This window comes from Longibacter sp., from assembly GCF_051155795.1.
Taxonomy (GTDB): domain Bacteria; phylum Bacteroidota; class Rhodothermia; order Rhodothermales; family Salinibacteraceae; genus Longibacter.
Window position 1 is genome coordinate 1 of record NZ_DAXETW010000136.1, and the last position, 23,155, is coordinate 23,155.

Genomic DNA, 23,155 nt, shown 5'->3' on the forward strand with positions numbered 1-23,155 from the left:
GAACTGATCCCGCAGGAGGATCGCTGCCGGGGCATCAGTCTGTGCCGCGTCGGCACCGGCAACGATGACCGTATACCGCGCGTTTGCGGCGAGATTTGCCTGGTCGACGTTGACGGAAAGAACACTGTTGTCGGTTCCGGCAGCGCGGACATCGATTACGGCATCGATGTCGACGGGCACGTCGAAGTAGTCAGACGTGCGAGGGGATGCGTCCGCGGGCGTCGGCGCTTTGTAGGAGAAATCGCCGTCCACTTCCTGATCATCCAGGAAGACATCGACCGGGCCCGCATCAGGGGCGGCATGAACGAAGCGAACCTGCGCCGTCTCCGGCTGGTCGTCGCCATTATCATCGTTGCTGTCGCAACCGACCAGCGTAACGGCCAGAAGCATGGTGAAGAGTACCGCAAGTACGTCCTTCATAGATCAGAAAAATCCTGTGGGAAGAAAGTGAATCGAATCGTTGGAGCGGCATTCCGACCTCGACGCAGATGCCTCGAGCCCGATGGAAGCGCTCCCGGCCATGCGGTGCTGCAGCCGCAAGGGCATGCAGCCACCGCTACGTCGCGGCTTCGCACAGCCTCATATCTTATCAACGATCAGATTGATCCTGCCACTGACGCTTTCGCATTAACCGTTTGGTAACGGGTAATGGCAGCGGCGCGATGCTGTACCCTGGATCAGTGATGGATACACGGCGCCACCCGCGAACACACAGGGGGGCTGAGGAAAAAGTGCGACGAAGTCGAAACAAGCCCGACATTCACGAAGCCGGCCGATCGTTTCCAGGTAGCCGACATGCGTTGGGCCCGTCGGTCTCCCGCCAGCGGAGGGTCAGGGCATCGACGGGACGTGCGTCGCATAGTGACGGGCGAGCGGCCGAAGCGCCTCCGGGTAGGTCTCCCGGATGAGCGCACGCGCCAGAATCTCAGCCGGATCGACGAGAAGGACATCGCTCCGTTCTTCGACCATGGGCGCGAGCGGTAGCTCTGTGCACCCGAGCACAACGGCATCCGCGCCGCGCTCAACGAGATGATCGATCGCCGTGACGAGATTGTGCTTCGCTTTGTCGGTCACGGGATTCGTCTGCGCCTTCAGACCGAAGTCCGTATCGAATATCGTCCGGTTCACGAGGTCCTCCTTGATCCGTTTGTCGGGCACCACCACGTCAAAACCCGCCGCTTCGAGGGGCTTCCGATGGAGGTCGAGATCGTATACGGCGAGGGTTGAGAGCGTCCCTACCGTTTCGACCTGCGGCATGTGCTCGCGCATGAACGCCGCCGTCTCCTCGATCATGTGAACGATCCGGATCGAGTGGCCGCTTCGATCGAGTTCTTGCTGAATGACGTCCAGAATGGCGGGCGCATGCGCCGTGTTGCACGGAATGCCCGCAACGGTCGCCCCCACGCTTTCGAGCTGGCGAAGGATGTCGGCCATCGCCAGCGCCGGGTTCAGGTCGGTTTCACCGAACAGGAACGTGCTCCGATCAATGATGCGCTCTGGATAGTTGAGGAGGGCCACCGGTAGGTGCTCGTGGTCGCTGCGGGCGTTCGTCTGGTCAATAATCTTACTCACGAGATCGACGCCGGCCGCGGGACCCATCCCGCCGAGGACACCGATGACGTTGTCTTTAACCTCCATGCTGAGTGTAATCGACAGAAAGGAAGGAGCGCGAAGAGAATGACCGATCGGACCTGGCCGACCAACCGTCCATCTGGCTCAAGAACCGTTCCGCCAACGTAGAGGTCCGTGCTGCCCGTTTCAAATGAAGAGCCCGCGGACGTGTAGCTGTTGGTTTCACCGAGGATTCGGTACGTGACACGTCGATCGGCCCCCCACTGTATGGTGAGTAATCGCCAGTACACCCGGGGCCCGACCGTCGGCAGGCGGACCGTCATGCCGGGTCCGCCATGCCGTGTCCGCCCGCCCCGCCTTTGAGGAGACGGTGGAGAACCTCTGGGCAGAGGGAAAGTCAGCATCTCTTCATGAACCCGGTGGGGACTGTTCCGTTGACAGCCGTCGTAGATTTTCTTACTGTGAACACGGTACAGAGTGCGCGACGTAACACGCAGTGTCGACGCTCACCGGTCACTTTGCCCGATGGTCTAATGGCAGGACAGCGGCCTTTGGAGCCGTTAGTGGTGGTTCGAATCCACCTCGGGCAGCATCTAACGCGCAGGTTGATCGACGATGTGCACCGCACAGCGATGTCTGCGAGGCGGTCTGCCTCACTTCCGATCAACCCCTGCGCCCGGGGTTACGAGACGCCTACCCGGTGGGACGCCTGCCGGTGTCGAACGTCGCATTTGCCGAACGATTTGCCACCGAAACATATCGACCGCGCGCCCGCCGCGTGCCGGTTGTGACGTATCCCGTCGGACGCCCCGCCGTGACGGAACACACGGGGGCTCCGGCGTGATGCCGTAGTTCCTCCATCCGCCCCGCCCCCCTACCGAGCGAACGCTCGACGTCAGAAGCTCATGCGCACGTCCCGCAAGGACAGTCCCGTCGCCATCTTCGGAGGCCGATCGAATCCGGCCCTCGCCCGAAAAATCGCCGAGTCCTACGGCACAACCCTCGGTGAGGTCACCATCCGAGACTTCGCCGACGGCGAGATCTACGTCCGGTTCGAAGAATCCATCCGTGGTGCAGACCTCTTCATCATTCAGAGCACGCATCCGAACGCGGATCACTGGATGGAGCTTCTGCTGATGATCGATGCCGCCAAGCGGGCGTCCGCAGCACGTGTCACCGCTGTCATCCCGTACTTCGGATATGCCCGGCAGGAGCGAAAGGACCAGCCGCGGGTGTCGATCGCTGCAAAGCTGATGGCAAACATGCTGACGACCGCCGGCGTCGATCGCATCCTCACCATGGAGCTGCATGCGCCGCAGATCCAGGGCTTCTTCGACGTGCCGGTCGACCACCTCTACGGCTCGGGCGTGCTGATCGATTATTTGAAGCAGTTCGATCTCGAAAACTTCGTGGTGGTGGCGCCGGACGTGGGTGCCCTCAAGATGGCGCGCGCCTACGCTCAGAAACTCGGCGTGAACCTCGCGCTGATCGATAAGCGCCGCCCGCGGCAAAACGAAGCTCGCGTGATGAACATCATCGGGGACGTGGAGGGGAAAAACGTCGTCATCATCGACGATATCGTCGATACCGCCGGGACGCTCACGCGTGCTGCCCAGGCCCTCCGCGAGAAAGGTGCGCTCGAAATTATGGCCGCGTGCACCCACGGCCTCCTTTCCGGCCCGGCCTACGACCGAATCGAGGCCTCCCCGATGGAGCGCCTTATCATCACCGACACGATCCCGCTGAAGCGGCCGTCGGAATCGATCGAAGTGGTATCGGTATCGAGCCTCTTCTCGAAAGCGATCCGTCACATCTATACCGACCGCTCGGTGTCCACACTGTTCAAGGACTGAGCAGAGTTTCGGTCAGACCGTCTGCAGGCGGTAGACGCCGTTCCGGGGTGGTCGCGCGAGTCGGCGGAACCCGCTGACGGTAAGCGCGCCGGGGCCGAACGGACCATGCGACGTGCCCGCGGTTAACGCACACTTCGCGGAACCTGACCGTCACTTAGCGGCTACGACGTATTCTGCACACCCGCCCTCCGCCTGTCGGATTGTGCGGTCGCGAGCGTTCTGGGTACGGCCCGGCGCCCGGCTGCGTGCCGAGGGTGCGTCCACGGATGGATCAGACAGAATCCATGCGTGCGGCCCCATCCGTCCTGCTGCGAGTTGATAACGATTGATTGTCTTAACACATGGAAGCTAAAGTCATCGAGGCCCAGCCGCGAGAAACCGGTTCAAAGGCCGCCCGCGACCTTCGCGCCAACAACCAGGTCCCGTGCGTGCTCTACGGACCGGAAACCGACCCGGTGTCCTTCGCCGTGCCGGTGCCCGCGCTGAATAAACTTATCTACAGCCGCTCTGCGAACGTCGTCGAAATTCAGATGGACGGGGATTCGTGGCCCTGCATCCTGAAGGACTACGACCTGCACCCGATCACCGACCGTCCGCAGCACGCGGACTTCCAGGTCCTTCGCGAAGGCCGGAAGATCACGCTCACGGTCCCGATCAACTATCAAGGCGTGCCGCAGGGACAGAAGGACGGCGGCGACACCCAGATTGTGGTGCGCGAACTGACGATCTCGGTCAAGCCGGAAAACATTCCGGCGATGATCGACATCGACATCAGCGAACTCGAGATCGGTGACGCGATCCACGTGTACGACTTTGACGTGGATTACGACATCAAGATGGCGGAAGGCCAGACGCTCGTAACCGTCGTCGCCCCGCGCCTCGAAGCCGTGGCCACCGACGAAGAGGAAGCCGAAGAAGGCGAAGAGCTCGAAGAAGGCGAGGAGCTGCCGGAAGGCGAAGAAGCCGAAGAGGGGGAGGAAGAGGACGAAGAAACGGAAGAAGCCTGACTCCTCTCCCGGGCAACGCACCGCCCGCATCGCACCATCCGGTCCGATGGTCTGACATGCATCCCGTGGGGACGTAGCTTCGTGCTGCGTCCCCACGTGTGCGTCTGGTCCCCTCGTAGCCGGTACACGTCGCACCCGGCGTGAGAACGTCCGGCATCTGCACGCATCTCCGGCAGACTCGCCCCCTCCACTTTCTCACACACCTCTCCTTATGCCCTCCAAGCACCTCATCGTCGGACTCGGCAACCCCGGACCGAAGTACGATGGTACTCGGCACAACGTCGGGTTTCAGATTCTCGACGCCCTCGCTGAGCGACTGAATGTGGATCTTCGGACGAAAGACGATGCCGAACGGGGCGAGACCCGATACGACGGCGTACCGGTTCTCCTTGCCAAACCCCTCACGTTCATGAACCGAAGCGGAGACGCCGTCCGCCCGATCGCGAACTACAATAACGTCGACCCCGGCAACATCCTGGTCATTTACGATGACCTACACCTCGATGTCGGGCAAATCCGCGTCCGACCCGGAGGATCCAGCGGCGGCCACAACGGCATCGCGTCGGTCTGCAATCAAATCGGCACAACCGATATCCCCCGCCTGCGGATCGGCATCGGAAGCGACTTTCCCCCGGACCGCCAGTCCGAATACGTGCTCTCCCGTTTCACGCCACAGCAACAGGCTGTGATGGAAGACACCGTCATCCGTGCATGCAACGCCGCCCTCGCCGCGGTCACCAACAGCGTCGAAGAGGCCATGAACCGGTTTAACTGATGGGTTCATGGTTCAGGATTCAGGGTTCAAGGTTCAGGGTTCAAGGGGTATGCCTCGGGTTCATCGGTAACGGATCACCTCGGCAACATGGGTGATACCCGAAACCGCTTTTGCGCTCGTCGCTGATGTCTTGCAAGCGCCCTTTCGGGCACGATAGTGGATGGACCGGACGGCTGGCTGTCGGGGGCCCGCGTCATCCCATGTGTTGAATCTGGCCATGAACGGCAGATTGTGGACCACTCGTACCGTGAATTCTCACTCTGATGGAGGCATGCACTCGACGTCTCTGTCCTTTGCAGCGATCCCTTGACCGACATCGAAAAGTGTTACCTATGTTGTCGAGGCAAAGTGTAACCCATGTTGCCAGTAGCACAGGCACCAAACTCGATCGAATTCTCCTCCGACGGCAGTCCGATCCGATCCGGGCTCGATCCGCGATCCACCATCCGCAATCCACCATCCGCAATCCATCATCCGTAAGTCGCGTCTAGCCGAAACAACACATTCACAAAATGTCCGCTTGTACGGCTGTTACGGGCTTTTTCATGCTTAATTACCTGTGAATCGCTGTGAACCGACAAGATTCCCCGGTAGTTTGGCTGCGCTTTGCGGCGGCGTCTTCGGCCCGTTTGTTCGCGCCGCGTCTCCGTAACCCGCCCTCTTGTCGCGGCGCACGCACCCTCTTCACCCTCTGATTTACGTATCGCACTCATGGACACAACGTCACTGATCACGTACTTGGCTCCTGCGACCGGCGTCGTCGCGTTGCTGTATGCCTTCCTTCGCACGCGGTGGATCAACAAGCAGGAAACCGGCACGGAGCTGATGTCGGAGCTTGCGGCCAGCATCGCAGAAGGCGCTCGCGCGTTCCTGAACCGCGAATATCGCATCCTCGCCATCTTCGTGGTGATCGTTGCGGGCGTGCTCGCGGTCGCCAACATGGGACAGGCAAACTCGTCCTGGCTCATCTCGGTCTCCTTCATCGTCGGTGCCGTCGCCTCCGGACTGGCCGGTTTCATCGGCATGACCGTCGCCACCAAAGCCAATGTCCGCACCACGCAGGCGGCCCGGACGGGCCTGAGCCCGGCGATGAACGTCGCCTTCTCCGGTGGTCTCGTCATGGGGCTCTCGGTGGTCGGCCTCGGCATCATCGGCCTTGGCGTCCTCTGGCTCGTCTACAGCAACATGGGCTGGAGCACAATCAAGATCATTAACGTCATCACCGGCTTCTCGATGGGCGCCTCCTCGATTGCGCTCTTCGCACGTGTCGGCGGAGGTATCTACACCAAAGCGGCTGACGTCGGCGCTGACCTGGCCGGAAAGGTCTACGCCGGCATTCCGGAGGACGACCCGCGCAATCCCGCGACGATCGCGGACAATGTGGGCGACAACGTCGGCGACGTGGCCGGTATGGGCGCCGACCTCTTCGAGAGCTACGTTGGCTCGATCATCGGTACGATGGTGCTCGGAACGGCCTTCGTTAGCACCTTCCAGACGGCCGACGGGACGATCGAACTGGCAGCCGTCCTGCTTCCCCTCGTTATCGCAGCCGTTGGCATCCTGGTTGCCATTGTCGGATCCTTCTTCGTGAAGGTGAAGGAAGGCGGCAACCCGCAGACCGGCCTTAACATCGGGGAGTTCGGCGCCGTGGGTATCATGATTATCGCCTCGTACTTCATCATCACGTGGCTCCTGCCGGGCGAATGGACGGCGAACAACCCGATCACGGGAACGCCCTTCGATTACACCAGCACCGGCATCTTCGCCGCCGTCGTCATCGGCCTGCTGGCCGGTACCTTCATCGGCCTCATCACCGAGTACTACACGGCCACGGACAAGCGCCCCGTCATCGGTATTGCCGAGCAGAGCGTCACGGGAACCGCAACCAACATCATCAGCGGCCTCGGCGTCGGGATGTACTCCGCTGGAATCCCCGCGCTGATCATCGCCGCCAGCATCATCGGCGCCAACGAATTCGCCAGCCTCTACGGCATCGCCATTGCCGCCGTCGGCATGCTGAGCGTGACTGGCATCCAGCTGGCCGTCGACGCCTACGGCCCGATTTCGGACAACGCCGGCGGTATCGCCGAGATGGCCGAGCTCCCGCCGGAAGTTCGCGAGCGGACCGACAAGCTCGACGCCGTTGGCAACACGACAGCCGCCATCGGCAAGGGCTTCGCCATCGGCTCCGCCGCACTTACCGCGCTGGCGCTCTTCGCTGCCTTCATGCAGCAGGCAGAAGTCCCGAACATTGACGTTGCCGAGCCGAAGATCCTCGCCGGTCTTCTCGTCGGTGCCGTCCTCCCCTACGTCTTCAGTGCCATGGCCATGGGCGCCGTCGGTCGCGCCGCGGGCGACATGATCAATGAGGTCGGTCGCCAGCTGAACGACATCCCCGGCATCATGGAAGGCACCGCGCAGCCGGACTACACGACGTGCGTTGACATCTCGACGAAGGCCGCCCTCCGGGAAATGGTCGCGCCGGGCGTCCTCGCGGTGCTCGTGCCGGTCATCGTCGGCTTCGTCGACAAGAGCATGCTCGGCGGTCTTCTTGCCGGTGTGACGGTGTCCGGCGTCCTCTTCGCCATCTTCCAGAGCAACGCCGGTGGCGCCTGGGACAACGCGAAGAAGCGCATCGAGTCGACCATCACGGTCGACGGCACCGAGCACGGAAAGGGCTCCGATGCCCACAAAGCGTCCGTGGTCGGCGACACGGTCGGCGACCCGCTCAAGGATACCAGCGGCCCGAGCCTGAACATCCTGATCAAGCTGATCGCCGTCGTTTCCCTTGTGATCGCCCCGCTGATCGCGTAGACACACGGCGCATCAACTGAGGATGCACCCCCGCTTCACGGGCCGGGGTGCTGCCGGGATGAAAACGGGGCAGGCTGGAGGGCTCAGGCCGCTCCATCTGCCCCGTTTCTTTTGTCCCGTCGCAGTGCGTACCTTGTTCGCCACGGCACACAGTGCAACCCGGCTCGGGAGCGCTTCCTGCCTCTCGAAAACCAACCGGAACGCAGCTTGCAACTGCTACTCGCGAGCGCGGCACCACGGCGAGACCCGTCCGTACTAAGCCAGCACATCCCCGTCCGGCGTCCCGGTCGTTCTCGCTCGGATTCTTCCGGACCCCACCCCGGCAAGCGGACACATCTGAACGAAGCACCGCGAATTTCGCATTCCCGTACCACCTTATTGACGCTTCAGAAGCGAACCCCACTATGGCGAAGGTTGACGTCGAAATGCCCAAAATGGGCGAAAGCATCACGGAAGGCACCGTTATCGTCTGGCATAAACAGCCCGGCGATGAGGTCGAGCAGGACGAGACGCTCCTCGAGATCGGCACCGACAAAGTGGACACCGAGGTTCCGTCCCCGGAGGCTGGTGTGCTGAGCGAAGTGCTCGTCGAGGAGGGCGACACCGTCGAGGTCGGCACCATCATCGCCCGCCTGGAGACGGAAGCCGACGCCACCGTCGAGAGTGCACCGAGCGACGCACCGGAGGACACCGCAGATACCACCGCGGACACCCCGGCAGAACCGGACGTCACGGTGGAGGCCGACACGTCTGCCACCGAGGCGCCGGCCCCGGCCGCTGACGACCACGAGGTCGTCATGCCGAAGATGGGCGAGTCGATCACGGAAGGCACCATTATCGCCTGGCACAAGGACGTCGGCGATGAGGTCGCCCTCGACGAAACGATCCTGGAGATCGGCACGGACAAAGTCGACACGGAAGTCCCCAGCCCGGCCGCCGGCGTTCTCAAAGAGCGCCTGGTCGAAGAAGGCGAGACGGTCGAGGTGGGTACGCCGATCGCCGTGATCGGTGCGGAAGCGGGATCGGCACCGCAGCCCGCTACGGCAGCGCCGGACACGTCCGGGGAACCGCAACAGGAAACCACCCAGGAAGCTTCTCAGGAAGCCGCCAGCGCCCCGACCTCCGGCGATGGCGCGGTCGGCTCCGGCGGCCCCATCGAACGCCGTGGACCCGACGGCAGCTTCTATTCGCCGCTCGTTCGCTCCATCGCGGAGGAAGAGGGGCTGAGCATGAGCGAACTGCAGTCCATCGACGGCTCCGGCCGCGAGGGGCGCGTCACGAAGGAGGATGTTCTGGCCTACCTCGACACGCGCGAGGCCGGTGGTGTACAGACCGCCACAGAGACGGCCGCGCCAGCAACGGCTCCGAGCCGTCCCCCGCGCCCCAGCCGTCCGGCCCCCAGCACCGGTGGCGGATATACGGTCGAAGAAGGGCCAAGCGCCGAGGAACTCCGCCAGCGCTACGATGAGCGCGTGGAAGTCGTCGAGATGGACCGGATGCGGAAGATCACGGCCGAACACATGGTCCGATCGAAGGCGACCTCGGCCCACGTCACAAGTTTTGCCGAAGCGGATGTGACCGGCCTGGTTCAGTTCCGGGAGAAACACAAGCAGGCATTCCAGGAGCGGGAAGGCATCAAGCTCACGTACACGCCGTTTTTCGTAAAGGCCGCCGTCGAGGCCCTTCGCGAACACCCGGTGCTGAACGCGTCGGTGGAAGGCGATAAGATCGTCATGAAGAAGGACTACCACGTCGGCATCGCCGTTGCAATCGGCGAAAAAGGCCTCATGGCGCCGGTGATCCGAGACGCTGGCAACCTGAACCTGACCGGTCTCGCCAGCAAAGCAGCCAACATCGCCGGACGCGCCCGCAACAAGCAGCTCCAGCCCGATGAACTACAGGGCGGCACCTTCACGGTGACCAACATCGGTTCGCTCGGCTCGCTCATGGGTACGCCCATCATCAACCAGCCCCAGGTCGGCATCCTTGCTACCGGTGCGATCAAGAAGCGGCCGGTGGTCGTGGAAGACCCGGAGATGGGCGATGTGATCGCCGTCCGGCACATGATGTACCTGTCGCTCAGCTACGACCATCGCATCATCGACGGCTCGATGGGATCCAGCTTCCTTCACACCGTCGTGGACGAGCTCGAGTCGATCGGACCGGACGACAACATCCTTTAGCCCGCGTCAGCGACATTTCAGACGACCGGCAGACCGGTGGGGCCCGCTCCCATCGGTCTGTTTTTTTGAATGGAAAAGGAGTTCAGGAGAGCACCCGGTGCACCTCAATCCGTGCCGGCCTGCACACGTTCAACCGTGCCGGCCGTTGTCCCGCGGGACCAGCAAGGCGAAGCGGGTACCTTGATCGGGGCTAGACTCCACCTCGAGCGATGCGCCGATGAGTTTCGTTAGTTTCTGTACGATCGAAAGCCCAAGACCGACGCCTTCGAACTCGCGCGCATGCCCCTCGCTCTCCTGCGAAAACGGATCGAACATGCGTTGCTGAAAGGCCGAACTCATGCCAATCCCGGTGTCCTCAACCTCGATCATCACGCCCCGGGGCCCCGTCACGCAACGAAGAACGACGGATCCGCCCGCCGGCGTGTACTTGATTGCATTCCCCGTCAGATTGCGCAGAATGCGCTGAATCGCACCCGGGTCGGTTTCGCATGTGGTATCATCGGCTGCGAGCTCTGTGTCCAGAAAAATATCGACGTCTCGCGCCCGGGCGCGGGACCGCTGCTCGTAAAAGGTTTCGCGGACCTCATCGACCAGCCGCACTGCTTCGCGCTCCATCGATTCTTTGCCGGCATCCAGGCGAGAGAAGTGAAGCACAGACTCCAGCGTGTTCTGCAGGCGAAGACTGCTCTTGTAAATCAAATGGCCAAACTGGCGCGCGTCGGGCGACTGCGCCTCCTCCAGGAGCACCTCGGAAAAGCCGAGCAGGGCCGTCATCGGCGTGCGCACTTCGTGACTCAGGTTCGCGATCATCTTCGACTTCATCTCGCTCGCCTCGTGCGCCTTGTCGCGTTGCTCCCGGAGTTCGACACGGTCCGTCACATCCACGAAGGTAACGACAACACCGTCGATGCGATCGCCCGGCGTGCGATACGGCAACACGCTCATCAGGTACGTTCCGGTGGCGGTCGTCACCTCCCGGCGGATGGGTTTCAGGCTGTCGTAGACGGTCCGAGCCGCTGCTGCGACGTCCACATCCACCAACGTGTGCGAGATGCGCTCAACCGGAACGCCCTCGTCATTCGCCTGAATATCGAAGAGAGAGAGAGCTTGCGGCGTGTAGCGCTTCAGACGGAGACGACGGTCGAGGAAGAGCGTCGCGATATCGGTTGCGGCCATGAGATTTTCGAGGTCGGCATTCACCTGGTTGACCTCCGAAATCTTGCTTTTCAGCTCCTGGTTGACCGTCAATAGCTCTTCATTCGCCGATTGCAACTCTTCCTTCCGGATCTGCAATTCTTCCGTCGCGGAGCGGAGCTCTTCGTTCATCGACTGCAACTCCTCGTTGGACGTTTGCAGCTCCTCGGCGGACGTTTCGTGCTCCTCCATAAGCGTGCGCATCTGCTGCTGCGTCTCGCGCAGTTCTTCGTCCATCGATTCGAAAAGCCGTCGGTCGGCGGCTTCCGTCCGCCCAACGCGCCAGTCCGACGCCTGCGCTTCAGTCGGCGTCTTCGGGTCGAATACGAGCAGCACGTACGTCTGGTCGGTCTCGCGATCCCGGACGGGCTCGGCGATCAGGGCGAGCCGCGTGAGCCCCTCTGCTGCGTCCGCCGCGATCTTTCGATCGCCTGCCTCCCGATCTCCGGCCACGACCTCCTCCACGGCCGCCCCGTCGAAGCGTTTACTATCCGGGTGCGATGGACCGGACAGCACCGACAGGGACCGTAGGATGGCCGGCGGTGGGTCGTCCCCGCCTGGCTCCCGCGACGCAGATCCGTCCACGCTCTGCCCCGGCGTTCCCTTGCCGGACGGTGAGACGTCGGCGTCGGTGTCGTGCCCCGGCCCCGGCCCATCGACGTCGGACGGTGCCTCCGGCCCATCCATGAGTTCCAGGCGCCCGTCGACACGCGTCCCGGCGTCCTCCTGCAATGATCCCTCCCACGAAATCGAGGTGCGGCGTCCCTGGACGGCTCGGAAGAACGCCGGACGAAGGGCAAGCCTCAGGCCGGGGGCGACCATGTCCATCAGGTCGAAGGACGCGAGCCCGTCGCGTACCCGCATGTAGGGACTCACATCCCCGGTGACGTGCACAATGCGTCCATTGTCATCGACCAGCACAGACGGCGGCGCATGCTGGTTGATCACGAGCGAACGGTGAACGGTCGCGAGACCGCGGGGGCGCGCGGTCTGCTTCTCCGCCACCGCCGGCCGTGGGACGGACGGGGTGCTGTTCAGCACGAAGCCGGACGTGGCCGATGCCGGGACCTCGGTCGGGCGGTAAATGTGCTGCCGGCTGTCCACGGCGCGGAAGAGAGGGGACGACGCGTCCGGCGCTTCCGACATTCCCAGTAGCAGGTAGGCGTCGTCACGAAGCGCGTAATGCAATCGCGCGAAGACCTCTTCCTGGAGGGCCCGCCCCATGTAAATCAGCACATTGCGACAGCTGATCAGGTCCAGCTTCGAAAAGGGCGGATCGGACGTCAGGTTGTGCTCGGCAAAGAGCACGATGTCCATCAGATCGGCGGCGACGACGTACCCGTTCCGCTTCATGGAAAAAAAGCGCTGGAGCCGGTCCGACGATACGTCCGTGGCGATCGAGCCCGGGTAGAATCCGCTGCGGGCGAATGCCAGCGAATCGCTGTCGACGTCCGTCGCGAAGACCTGGATGTCCGGTCCGCCGTGCATGCGTTCTCGATGCTCAAGCAGGAGCATCCCGATCGAGAATGCTTCTTCGCCCGTTGCGCATCCCGGGACCCAGACGCGGATCGTGTCAACCGGGTCGCGATTCCGAAACAGGTCCGGCACGACCCGATCTGCGAGAGCCACGAACGCCTCTCTGTCCCGAAAGAAGCTGGTTACGGAGATGAGCAGGTCCTTGAACAGCGCCCATACCTCGCCGGCATCGTCCTCGAGGTAAGCTACGTACTCGGCGAAGTCGTCGATTTCTGCAACCTGCATCCGACGGGCGAGGCGACGAAGGATGGTTGCCCGTTTGTAGCCGCCGAAGGCGTGGCCCGTCTGACGCTGAAGCGCAATGAACACGGACTGTAAGATGTCCTCGTACTGCTGCTCCAGGTCGGCTTCCCCCGCCACCAGAGCGCCGCTGGCTTCCCCGGGCGCCAGGGCCGCTACCCGGCGTGCGAGCCCGGCGACCGTATCGGCCACGTCCACCAGCCCCGTCGCCATTGCGCTACGCGGCATACCGTCGTACTCCGCGTCGGCTGGATTCTGTACGAGGCACAGACCCGCGACTTCCTTGACGGCCTTCAAACCGAGGGTCCCGTCCGTCCCCGTCCCGGAGAACACGACGCACACGGCATCCTCTCCCTGCACCTCTGCCAGCGATCGGAAGAACCGGTCGATGGGGAAACGCCGCTCCCGGTCCGTCAGGCGCTCCGAGACGAGCAGGCGCACCCCTCGCTCGGTTTCGCGCAACGTGAGGACGCGGCCGGGCGGAATGACGTAGACGTGGTCCGGTGCCAGCTCAACGCGCTCATGCACCTGCTGTACCGTCATCCCGGTATGCGACTGGAGCAGACGGTGAAGCTCGCTTACGTGGTCGGGCGCCAGGTGCTGAACCAGCACGAAGGACATCCCCGGCTGCGGCGGGAGCGCCTCAAAAAACGCGGTGAGAGCACGCAACCCACCCGCGGACGCCCCCAGACCGACGACAGGAAAAGAGACTCGACGTTGCGACATAACCGATCCGATGTTGTGAAGGGACTCGCCGTCCATTCACAGCGACACGGATTCAGCCAATGTCGACAGGACACATCGGAGCAGGCGATCGAATAGGGTAGGAAAAACCCTGCACGCGAATGCTAACGCCATGCGATTAACGCCTCCGGCGACACCTACTTGAGCCAGATGACGTCGAAGAGTTCCTCCAGAGGATAAGATCCCCGGACCCGGATATCCTCTTCTCGGTCCCGTTCTAAACCATGTGTCCGTCCGTGTAGGAGTAACGCCTCAGGGATTGCGGGAGGCGTGCCACCAGGGATCGTCGGATGTAGCCGGTACCGGTTCTCACCACTTCCTGTCGCCACAGGCGTCACGCCTCGCCCTCGGTGGACGAGGGCTCCCGTCGATCCCGAAGGGCCGCTTCGATGCGTCCGGCGATGATCTCCGCATCGGCGCGGCGCCGGAACTGAAGGTAGAGCGGCGGATGCACCCGCGGGTCCAGCGCATCCCCTTCCTTTCGCGATGCGTCCAGAGAGATACCTGCCTCGGCGAGGGCGTCGCGAAGCGGGCCGGGATCGACGGGCTCGCGCAAATCCAGCCGGAGATCGTAGCCCCGGCGCGGCTGGTCAACGTCCGCGACGGCCACCGAGACCGACGCAACCTGGGCGATCGGCACGTCGACGAACGGAGCATCCCCGGAGCCGGACAGGGACGCCCGCATGCGGTCGCCGGTAACGGTCACGGTGACGGTTTTACCCGAGGGATAGATGGATCGATACACGAAGAACGCCGTCATCGGGGCAAGCACGGCGTGCAGCGCCAGGGGAATTGCCACGGTCTCCTGAAACGATGGCACGACGACCTGCAGGTAACCGATGTATCCGTGGATCGCCGCCAGGATGGTCGTGCAAATGACCGCAAACGCCCGGCTTCCCCCGTACCGCGCCAGCGCCCCCTGGAAGGACAGCACGCACTCGGTCGGCGTCGACGAGATCGCCAGCCCGTCGTACCGCTCCATCAGCCGTTCATCGTCCGCCGCCGTCCCGAGCGCTGGACCGAATGGCCCTCGCGCGTCGTCGTCGCGACCGGCTTTCATCCGGTCCGGGCGCTGGCTGGCCGGATCCGTCGTTCCGAACACGGGCAGCGGGATCAGGACCGGCCCATCCCATCCGTCATCGTCGATCCGGAGGCGCCAGTCGACGCGAGGACGGCCCTCCGGATCGGGCGTCGCCGGCGGCGCGTCCAGCGGTAGATCAAACGCCACCGGAATTGACACGTCATGGCTGCCGTACCGTACGGGTCGGACGTCCTGCTCATCCCGCCAGATCGTGCGGGAACGACTGTTGGAGCCGCCTTCGCGCCGCCGGCATTCAATCGTGACATGGACCGATGCATCGCAGTCCACGGCCAGATCGGGTCCCTGCACCCGTCCCTCGATCGATGTCCCGAGTACGGCCGGCATCGATGCAAGCGTCATCTCGACGTCGTCGCCGATCGCTTTCGCTGCCCCGCCTTGCCACGCGTCGCGCACGATCCACGGCCGGTCCGGGTGCTCTTCCAGCCGGCGAGCCCGATCGGCGCGGCGACGGTACGTGCCATGAGCGGACACAGCCAGCCACACGGCCACGGCGAAAAGAAGCACGCTGAGACTTCCGAGAAGGTAGATGCCAGGATGCATTCCTGCGCTTTCGTAGACCGTCCACGCCCCGAACAGAACGCCACCGCCCATCCCGACGAAAGCCAGTGCACCGACAAGCCCGTACAGGAGCGGCCCGAACCGGCCCCCGGTGCTTTCGGTCCAGTAATACGGCGTGACGATATCGGACGCGTCAGGCATAGGAAACGTGGAGGAACGGACGGTGGCATCGATGCCGCAAGGTCCGACTCCGAAGCCGCAACGTCAATGCATACCCCGATCGCGGCGTACCCTCACGGCCACCTCGATGGCACGATGGCATTCAGAACCCGATTCCCCCAACCGGTCTCGTCCGTTTCACACGCCGCGGCGGGCACAATTGCCGACCTGGCTCCGTTATTGAGGCCGCATCCAGGAGACGTTCCGACCACGGAGACCGAGAAGAGACGCCGAATCGCCGTTTTCGCCTTTCTTCCCGCTGCGTCCGGGGTTGTGGGACGGACTCGCCCCTTGCTTCGCCTGTCGCAACTGATCGCCTATGACTGATACCTCCAGCACATCGTCCTCCCCCGGCGCCGGTCTGACGCTCTCGCTCCGCGATCTTCGGGACCACCTGAAGGAGTTTTTAACCGACTACCTGAAGGAGAAAAGCAAGGAAACGGTCGGGACCTATCGCCGGTCCCTCAATACGTTCGAGAAATGGTTTATCACGACGCAGGGCAAATTTCGGTTCACAGAGGATGATATTCGCGCGTACAAGACGTACCTGATGGAGGAGCGCGAACTGAGCCAGGTCTCGGTATCGACCTACCTGACCGCGTTACGCCGCTTTTGCCAGTATCTGACCGATATCGGGAAGCTGGAAGAGAACCCGGCCAAGGCCGTCAAGGGCAATCGTCGCCCGGATTCGCACTCCCGGGAGGTGCTGACAGAGTCGGACATCGAGGCCCTCAAAACCGTGATGGACGAAGAATCGCAGATCGACAAGCGCGACGTCGCCATCATCTACCTGATGCTGTACGCCGGTCTGAGCGAGATCGAGATCGTCCGCTCCGACGTCGAAGACCTCGAGCATACGCTAATGGGACCGGTGCTTCGCGTTCAGGGGAAAGGCCGAACCGTCAAAGACCAGCAGGTCCCGCTCGACGAACCGGTCGTTACAAAGGTGGAGCAGTACCTCGACACGCGTAGCGGTCTGAAACCCGACTCTCCCCTGTTCGTCAGCCACGGGCATCGTTCGGAAGGCAAGCGGCTTAACACGCGATCGGTTCGGAGCCGCATCAACGGGTACCTGAAGGAGTCGAACGTCAAACGACGCGGGGTCACGCCCCACAGCCTGACGCATACAGCGGCCTTGATCTGGCTGAACAACGACATGCCGCTGGAAGAGGTGAAACAGCGGATGCGTCACGGGACGCTGGATACAACGATGATTTACTACAAAAAGCAGGGGCTACTAAAGCGCGACCCGGACGACCTTCCGTCGGAATCGGAGTAGACGTTTCGCACATCCATCGGCAACAGGCCTCTTCCCCTCCCCAACCCCGCAGCGGTTACCCCGATCGATTCTGCGGAGAACCAGTGCCCGCGTTGATCGCAGACGGGTACATCGACGCGTCTCACTCGGGCACGGCGACCGATCCAGTTGCCGCACCGTCGCCGCATCCGTTCGGGGCCCGATCCGACGGATCGTATTGCGCCCGGATTCGGCGTGCGATCTCAGCCGCGGTCGCCCCCCGCGCCTTCCACCCCGTCCACTGATCTCGGATGGTGACCACGCGCTGCCGCGTCACAGCCGAGGATGGGGCCGCGTCATGTTCCTCAATGCCGGTGCCCGACGGGCGCGAAATGCGTTCTTCCGTAGACACGAGCCATCGGGCCTCTCCAGTCCCGGCGCCGGTTTCCCAGATCGCATCCGCGATGAGCCACTGGTGATCTGGACATCCTCGGATCAAACCACGAAAGTCGATGGAGGCACGAATGTCGGATCGATTCATCTGAACACATGGAGAATCGGGATCGGGAGACGGGACGCCGGGATGAATGTCGCTGCTCCGGCCTGGCCCGCACGATGCGTCACCGTACGATACGATGCCGCAGAATATCACGACGAGGTGTTGCGCGGGCTAAATACGCCAAGTCCGTGCCGTATTTTCAACAAAAGATAAAATGCGAGCGACGGCTGCTAGACCGGGGCCGAAGGGGACGATCCTCCCGACTGACCGTTCGAAATCACGGCATCGACCGGTCAAAAAGTGATGCTGACGGCGACAGACGGTTGTAACCCGAGGTCGTAGGTATCGAGGATGGCAAACTCGGACTCGAGGCGGCTGCCCCGTCCGCCCGGACGGGTCCAGTAGAGGGCGGGCGACCGATACCAGGGGTTCTTTCGATCGGTGAGGTTGTACACGGCCGCCCGGAGTTTGAGGTCGAGTGCGTCCGTGGACCGCTGGTACTGCAGGCTGGCATCAAGCCGGGCAGTATCCCCGATCCGAGCTGGTTCTTCATCCACGAGACCGGCATAGTCGCTCGGCGTCCCGGTCGCGTACGTACCGGTGAGTGCCGCGGACCACGGCCCGAGGTCCATCCCGAGTCGTGAGGTGACCTGATGACGCCGGTCCCACGGCGCCGGCTGGTTCGGTTGGCCGAGCCGGTCGATCACGACCCGAGACCACGTATACCCTGTCGTCAGCGAAAATGCCCCGGCGGACTGCCGGGCCAGCACTTCCAGGCCGCGCGCACGGGAGCTGTTGTTCACAGACCATGGCGCGAAGAGCACGCTTCGGTCGCCGGGCACGAACCGCGCATAGGTCTCGTGCAATCGGATGTTCTCGTGCGCCTTGACGTAAGCTTCGACCTGAAGCGCCGGCCCGACGGGCGGTGTCAGGTAAATCCCGCCCGAGAGATGATCGACGCGGCCGGGCGGCTGGCCCTCGGTGCTGGGCACCCACACGGCGCTGCTCGTCTCACCGACAATGTCGAGCCGGTGCAGAAACTGATGGCTTCGCGTGTAGCCGACGCCGACGGAGACGGACTCCTCCGGCCAGGCCCGCACGCGCAGCCGCGGGGAGACGCGCAGGTACCGACCCTCGGTGTACCCGTGCGTTCGCAATCCGAGGGACACATCCACCGGCCCCGGCGACACGTCCAGGTGTCCGAAGAGATCGACCCGTGCGGCCTGGCGCTCCACCTCGAAGGGCGAACCGAGCGCACTTGCCTCTTCAAATTCCACGTCGTACAAATACACAGCTGCCCCGATCGACGCGATGCCGTTGTCCGGCAACGCCACGTCCACCCGCGGCTCCATGCTCCATTCGTGCAACGTATTCTCACTCGCGTACGCGTCAACAAAGAATCGACTGCGCCCGTTGCGCTGCTGCCGCAGATAGACGAAGTCGTCCTTCCGGTAGCGGCTGACGTATCGGCTCCCCGCGACAGTGAGGCGCCCGTACGCTCGATCCGAAAGCGGCTCATCGATCTGCAGGCTGCCGCTCGTATTCCCCCATCGGTCGCTGGTGCGCGTGGTGTCGATGGCGAATCGCCGGTCGTCGATCGGGTTGCGTACGAGCCGAAGGAGCCCCTGGTCGGCGTCGTCGGTGCCGGTGTACAGACTCAGCGTGATTCGCCGCCCGGACGGGCGTTCGTTGTACGCGTTCACGTGGACGTCGAAGAACGAGCCCGACGGATCGAGCGGGCGCGTCGTCAGGGTACCGACCTCTCGAACGGCATCGGCGGGTAGCGGCTCGCGCGGACGGTCCACGTCCAGTCCCTGCTCGACCAGCTCGTCGTTGTTGAGGAGGTCCACGAGATTCAGCGTCGACCCGCGGGCAGAGACGAGCACACTCCCGCGACCGTCATCCCACGGCACCTCGACCGTCCCCGACACGGCGGTGTTGCTGGCGTGGATCGTCGTCCGAACGTCCTTTTGCGAACCCGTTCGCGTTCGGAACGCCAGCGTCCCTCCCGGGGGCGCGGCGTACGTCGCCGGTGCCACGTCGTAGAACAGACCGACGGTCTGCAGGGCGTCGGCGTTGAACGCGTCGAACATGCCGAAGAGGTGATGGGCGTTGTAGATCGGCGCGCCGTCCAGCAGAACCCGGAACCCGTCCGGGCGGGAGCCGCGAACGACGAGTCCGCCTGTGAGGGCGCCGGTCACGCCCACGGACGGCAGGGGCTGCAATGCACGCAGCACGTTGGCTTCACCGAGCGGAGCGTATCGTTCCGCACGCAGCAGATCATTCCACGTCGTGTCGAGACCCGCGATCAGAGCCTCCGTCTGGACGACCACCTCCGGGGCCTGCGTTTCTCGCGGAAAGAGCCGAATGGACACTTCCCCGGGAGGAGGTGAGAGCGCAACGTGAACGATTCGCGGGGCGTAGCCGACGTAGGAGGCCCGGACCACCAGCGTATCGGATGCCTCCCATCGATCGTCCAGCCGGATCTGGAAACGGCCGTCGGTGCCCGTCGCCGTCCCCGCCTGGCCTCGACCCGTTTTCCAGAGGACGGTTGCCAGCGGCAGGCGCGTGCCGGTCTGCCCGTCCACGACATATCCGCGAACGGCTTCGGGCACCTCCGTCGATCGTTGCGTGACAATGACCTGACGCCGGTCATGATCGATCCGGAGGAGCAGGCCCGTTCCCTGCATGGCGGCAGCCAGCCGGTCGACCTTCACCCGATCGGAAGACCCGGACACGTCAACCCCGACGCGGTGACCCGCGATCAGAGCATCCCGGTAGAGGAACCGATATTCGGTGGTTTGCTCCAGTTCTTCGATGACGTCCCGGACGGACTCGGACTGTCCACGCGCCTCGATCGGCACGAGCCCCGTACCAAATGCCAGCGTCAGGAGGAGGAGTCCGCACAAGCGAATCCGTGCACAGGTCGACATGGGCCAGAAAAGCGAGACGGAGAAGAGTGGAAAAACGATGGGCTCCCGCGATGATAGCATCGCGCGGCTACTTCGACGGAACCAATCGGTAGGCTCCGTCTTCGTCCGGCTCGAAGGCTCCGCCGAGCACTGCACCGAAGTCGGCTAGCGTTTCCTCTCGTGACCCCAGCGCCAGTTCACCCGACAGGGTTTCTTCCCGGACGGACGCGGGCAGCTGCAGGCTCACATCGTAGTGCTGCTCCAGCTCGCGGGCAACAGATGCCGCGGTGCGACGACGGAAAAGTAGCTGCTTCTCCATCCAGCTGATAAAGCCGGCGGGATCCGCCTCCGACACGTCGATTGCATCCTCCGTAACGCGTGCCTGCTGACCCGGACGCAGCGTATCCGATCGGGCCGAGGGTGTATGGGTCACCGCAACCCGTCCTTCCGCGAGATAGACCTGAGGCTCCGGCGTCCACGTACGAACGGTAAAGCGCGTGCCCAGGACGGTGATGCGTGCACTCCCGGCCTCGACCTGAAACGGCGTATTCGACCTCGGCGTGACAGAAAACTGCGCTTCGCCGTCCAGGCGATACCGATCCGCGCCGGCCACCTGCACACGGTGCAGCGTGGAGTTGGGTCGAAGCTGAATCGTCGACCCATCCGCCGTGGTCAGCGTCTGTACTTGCGCCCCGGACTGCGCGACCAGGATCTCCTGCAGCGGATCGGGCTGCAGGACGAACCACGTGACCCCTATGGCACCGAGCACCAGCAGGGCGAAAGCCGCCCACTGCACGCGCATCGGGAGCGTCGATCGGGAGCGCCGCGGGGACCGGTCGGTGCGGGATGCTGCTTCGTCCGCTGCCCGGGCCCTCGCTGACGGGGCCCTCGCTGACGGGGCCGCCGATGTCGCAGCCATCTCCCGCGCAATGCTGGCCCACATCTCCTGCGACTGAGACCGGGTCGGCGACGGCCGCGCCTCAATCGTCTCCGCCCGATACCGGAGCAGCCGCTCCATCCACACGCCGTCTTCGCGCGGCTCAACGACCAGATCGGACGCGTCTACCTCCCGGAGCCGAACACGATCGTCGGCCAGGAAGACGCCAAGACGCTGCGCCATGGTTCGATCCGACTCGGAGGGGGCAGGCATGAGACCGCGTGGTCAGGTGGACAAAAAAAGGAAAGGCTATGTATCGCGCTGCTTTCGCGACGGATCGGGGCGGGATCCGTTCCCCGTCCCCGGATGGCAAAACGGCTCCGTCCATCCGACGCAACCGGGGGCTACGCGAAACGCGCCGCACCCGGAGATCCGGAACGCGGCGCGCCCTGCGTAGACGCTCTGGTCGACGGCCGTTACACCGGCTCACCCGCAGCCGAGGTGAACTCAAACGTGCGACCGTTGAAGCGCTCGCCACCGCCGGTAAAGGTTACCTCCACCGTGTCGCTCGAGAACGTCGCTTCATACTCGACGCTGATGGTGCGGGAAACCTCTTCGCCGGCATCGTTGGTCAGTACGATCTCGGCGTCGTAGGTGCCGGCAATCGTACCGCTCTGAATCCCGCTGCCCCGCTCCAGGAGGACGTCGGACACCTGGGAGGTGAGCGTCGCGGAACGGACCCGTGAGCCACGACGACCGGTCCGCGTCGCGCTGGTCTCCCGGCTCCCCGCACCGTTGATCGTTAGAACACCGGAGCCCGGCCCGTCGATGGTCCAGCTGGACGCATCATTGCCCGCTGCCGGAATGGTGTGCTGGGTGCTCATGCGCGGGGATTCGAACGATCCGGATCCATCGAGGATCGTGTAGACGAGCGAGGCAGCCGTTTCACCGTCCACCGTGTAATTACGCTGCGGCTGGCCCGATGCGTCGAGAAACTGCACTTCGACGGAGCGGCTGAAGGAAGCGTCGATCCGGTTGGACGTCCGCGACGCAGACACCTCGCAGCTCCAAAGCTGGTCGGCATCGCTGTAGGAGCAATCGCGGCTGTATGACCGGGAGATGGCCTTGCTGCCCGTCTGCAGGTTCGTTGCGTAAAGATCGGCACTGGCCACATCGTCGGCCGTTCCGCCGTTCTCTTCGGCCAGGCTGACGGCGATCATCTCGGCGGTTTCTTCTGCGCTCACGTCAGGGGCATCGGCCGAGGGGCCGGTGCTGTCGCATCCGGTCAGGACCAGGAGCAGGGCGAAGGTAGCGGCAAGAACAGGATGGAAAAGCGTGCGGGAAAGGGTCATGGCGAACATGGAATCGTGTTGGGATGAATGAATCGGGACGACGGGCGCCAGATGCACCTCCGTGTCGTCGTTCACCCCGCATACACGAGCCCCCGGGGCCTCCCCCTAAGCCCGTATGTTATCGTAATGTTAAGAACTAATCGGCTGCCGGCCGGGGATACAGTGTGAAGATGTAAAAGTGTGTAGTTGTGTAGTTATGCATGTTTGTAGGTGGTTATGTTTGTATGTGGATGGGCTTGGGGAAGGTAGGGGCGCGGGCAACCCCGATGACGAATCGCAGTGAAACCCCTCCGCGCAAACGGTTCAACGCCTCAACGCCTCAATCGACGATAGACATTCGACATTCCTTCCCCTATAGCTCAAATCCGTCCAGCGCCGCCCGGAGGTCGCGGAGCGCGTGGGAGATGTGGTTTTCGATCGTTTTGCGGGTGACGTCCAGCGCTTCGGCGGCCTCGCGGTAGCTCATGCCCTCGATGAAGCACAGCTCGAAGGCTGCGCGACGCCGCTCGGGAAGCTGCTCGATGGCTGCGTCGACGGTTTC

Annotated in this window: 15 protein-coding genes and 1 tRNA gene; 7 read left to right on the forward strand and 9 right to left on the reverse strand. The window is 63.4% G+C overall.

Going from position 1 to position 23,155, the window contains the following annotated elements; all coding sequences use genetic code 11:
- Positions 1–420, reverse strand: a 420-nt coding sequence (locus ACFCU0_RS13385) for a DUF4397 domain-containing protein (protein ID WP_434974183.1), incomplete at its 3' end; no start/stop codon positions are given.
- A 411-nt stretch (positions 421–831) separates the two neighbouring features.
- Entirely contained in the window at positions 832–1,638 is an 807-nt protein-coding gene (locus ACFCU0_RS13390; protein ID WP_434974184.1) for an aspartate/glutamate racemase family protein, read from the reverse strand.
- A 453-nt stretch (positions 1,639–2,091) separates the two neighbouring features.
- On the opposite strand from ACFCU0_RS13390, the gene ACFCU0_RS13395 reads away from it, so the two are divergent.
- From ACFCU0_RS13395 to sucB, 6 genes are all read left to right on the forward strand, one after another.
- Positions 2,092–2,162: transfer RNA gene (locus ACFCU0_RS13395), tRNA-Gln, on the forward strand.
- 315 nt (positions 2,163–2,477) lie between these two features.
- The gene (locus ACFCU0_RS13400) at positions 2,478–3,425 is read left to right on the forward strand and encodes a ribose-phosphate diphosphokinase (protein WP_434974185.1); all 948 of its coding nucleotides are present in this window, start codon (positions 2,478–2,480) and stop codon (positions 3,423–3,425) included.
- A 341-nt stretch (positions 3,426–3,766) separates the two neighbouring features.
- On the forward strand, positions 3,767–4,432 hold the full coding sequence (locus tag ACFCU0_RS13405) for a 50S ribosomal protein L25 (protein ID WP_434974186.1): 666 nt from the start codon (positions 3,767–3,769) through the stop codon (positions 4,430–4,432).
- A gap of 211 nt (positions 4,433–4,643) precedes the next feature.
- Complete coding sequence (gene pth / locus ACFCU0_RS13410; RefSeq protein ID WP_434974187.1) at positions 4,644–5,207, forward strand: aminoacyl-tRNA hydrolase; 564 nt, start codon at positions 4,644–4,646, stop codon at positions 5,205–5,207.
- A gap of 711 nt (positions 5,208–5,918) precedes the next feature.
- Positions 5,919–8,021 (forward strand): sodium-translocating pyrophosphatase, encoded by a 2,103-nt coding sequence (locus ACFCU0_RS13415; RefSeq protein ID WP_434974188.1) that lies wholly within the window; start codon positions 5,919–5,921, stop codon positions 8,019–8,021.
- A 404-nt stretch (positions 8,022–8,425) separates the two neighbouring features.
- Positions 8,426–10,204, forward strand: coding sequence for a 2-oxoglutarate dehydrogenase, E2 component, dihydrolipoamide succinyltransferase (gene sucB / locus ACFCU0_RS13420; RefSeq protein ID WP_434974189.1), 1,779 nt, complete (start codon positions 8,426–8,428; stop codon positions 10,202–10,204).
- A 129-nt stretch (positions 10,205–10,333) separates the two neighbouring features.
- Here sucB and ACFCU0_RS13425 read toward each other — a convergent pair whose 3' ends face one another.
- Positions 10,334–13,900 (reverse strand): chemotaxis protein CheB, encoded by a 3,567-nt coding sequence (locus ACFCU0_RS13425; protein WP_434974190.1) that lies wholly within the window; start codon positions 13,898–13,900, stop codon positions 10,334–10,336.
- Between the two features lie 352 nt (positions 13,901–14,252).
- Entirely contained in the window at positions 14,253–15,719 is a 1,467-nt protein-coding gene (locus tag ACFCU0_RS13430) for a hypothetical protein (RefSeq protein WP_434974191.1), read from the reverse strand.
- A 337-nt stretch (positions 15,720–16,056) separates the two neighbouring features.
- On the opposite strand from ACFCU0_RS13430, the gene ACFCU0_RS13435 reads away from it, so the two are divergent.
- Positions 16,057–17,016, forward strand: coding sequence for a tyrosine-type recombinase/integrase (locus ACFCU0_RS13435; RefSeq protein ID WP_434974192.1), 960 nt, complete (start codon positions 16,057–16,059; stop codon positions 17,014–17,016).
- 121 nt (positions 17,017–17,137) lie between these two features.
- Here the strand turns inward: ACFCU0_RS13435 and ACFCU0_RS13440 are convergent, their stop codons facing one another.
- The 5 genes from ACFCU0_RS13440 to ACFCU0_RS13460 form a co-directional block, all read right to left on the reverse strand.
- The gene (locus tag ACFCU0_RS13440; protein ID WP_434974193.1) at positions 17,138–17,515 is read right to left on the reverse strand and encodes a hypothetical protein; all 378 of its coding nucleotides are present in this window, start codon (positions 17,513–17,515) and stop codon (positions 17,138–17,140) included.
- Positions 17,516–17,766: 251 nt separating this feature from the next.
- Positions 17,767–20,406: a TonB-dependent receptor gene (locus tag ACFCU0_RS13445; RefSeq protein ID WP_434974194.1), complete on the reverse strand. Its 2,640-nt coding sequence runs from the start codon at positions 20,404–20,406 to the stop codon at positions 17,767–17,769.
- A gap of 67 nt (positions 20,407–20,473) precedes the next feature.
- The gene (locus ACFCU0_RS13450) at positions 20,474–21,535 is read right to left on the reverse strand and encodes a FecR family protein (RefSeq protein ID WP_434974195.1); all 1,062 of its coding nucleotides are present in this window, start codon (positions 21,533–21,535) and stop codon (positions 20,474–20,476) included.
- A gap of 203 nt (positions 21,536–21,738) precedes the next feature.
- On the reverse strand, positions 21,739–22,614 hold the full coding sequence (locus tag ACFCU0_RS13455) for a hypothetical protein (protein WP_434974196.1): 876 nt from the start codon (positions 22,612–22,614) through the stop codon (positions 21,739–21,741).
- Between the two features lie 352 nt (positions 22,615–22,966).
- Positions 22,967–23,155 (reverse strand): sigma-70 family RNA polymerase sigma factor (locus ACFCU0_RS13460; RefSeq protein ID WP_434974197.1); only part of this gene is annotated, 189 nt, incomplete at its 5' end.

What these genes read in the sequence shown, in the direction of transcription:
- ACFCU0_RS13390 (WP_434974184.1), bottom strand. Translation starts at nt 1,638, where the DNA reads ATGGAGGTTAAAGACAACGTCATCGGTGTCCTCGGCGGGATGGGTCCC.
- ACFCU0_RS13400 (WP_434974185.1), top strand. Translation starts at nt 2,478, where the DNA reads ATGCGCACGTCCCGCAAGGACAGTCCCGTCGCCATCTTCGGAGGCCGA.
- ACFCU0_RS13405 (WP_434974186.1), top strand. Translation starts at nt 3,767, where the DNA reads ATGGAAGCTAAAGTCATCGAGGCCCAGCCGCGAGAAACCGGTTCAAAG.
- pth (WP_434974187.1), top strand. Translation starts at nt 4,644, where the DNA reads ATGCCCTCCAAGCACCTCATCGTCGGACTCGGCAACCCCGGACCGAAG.
- ACFCU0_RS13415 (WP_434974188.1), top strand. Translation starts at nt 5,919, where the DNA reads ATGGACACAACGTCACTGATCACGTACTTGGCTCCTGCGACCGGCGTC.
- sucB (WP_434974189.1), top strand. Translation starts at nt 8,426, where the DNA reads ATGGCGAAGGTTGACGTCGAAATGCCCAAAATGGGCGAAAGCATCACG.
- ACFCU0_RS13425 (WP_434974190.1), bottom strand. Translation starts at nt 13,900, where the DNA reads ATGTCGCAACGTCGAGTCTCTTTTCCTGTCGTCGGTCTGGGGGCGTCC.
- ACFCU0_RS13430 (WP_434974191.1), bottom strand. Translation starts at nt 15,719, where the DNA reads ATGCCTGACGCGTCCGATATCGTCACGCCGTATTACTGGACCGAAAGC.
- ACFCU0_RS13435 (WP_434974192.1), top strand. Translation starts at nt 16,057, where the DNA reads ATGACTGATACCTCCAGCACATCGTCCTCCCCCGGCGCCGGTCTGACG.
- ACFCU0_RS13440 (WP_434974193.1), bottom strand. Translation starts at nt 17,515, where the DNA reads ATGAATCGATCCGACATTCGTGCCTCCATCGACTTTCGTGGTTTGATC.
- ACFCU0_RS13445 (WP_434974194.1), bottom strand. Translation starts at nt 20,406, where the DNA reads ATGTCGACCTGTGCACGGATTCGCTTGTGCGGACTCCTCCTCCTGACG.
- ACFCU0_RS13450 (WP_434974195.1), bottom strand. Translation starts at nt 21,535, where the DNA reads ATGCCTGCCCCCTCCGAGTCGGATCGAACCATGGCGCAGCGTCTTGGC.
- ACFCU0_RS13455 (WP_434974196.1), bottom strand. Translation starts at nt 22,614, where the DNA reads ATGACCCTTTCCCGCACGCTTTTCCATCCTGTTCTTGCCGCTACCTTC.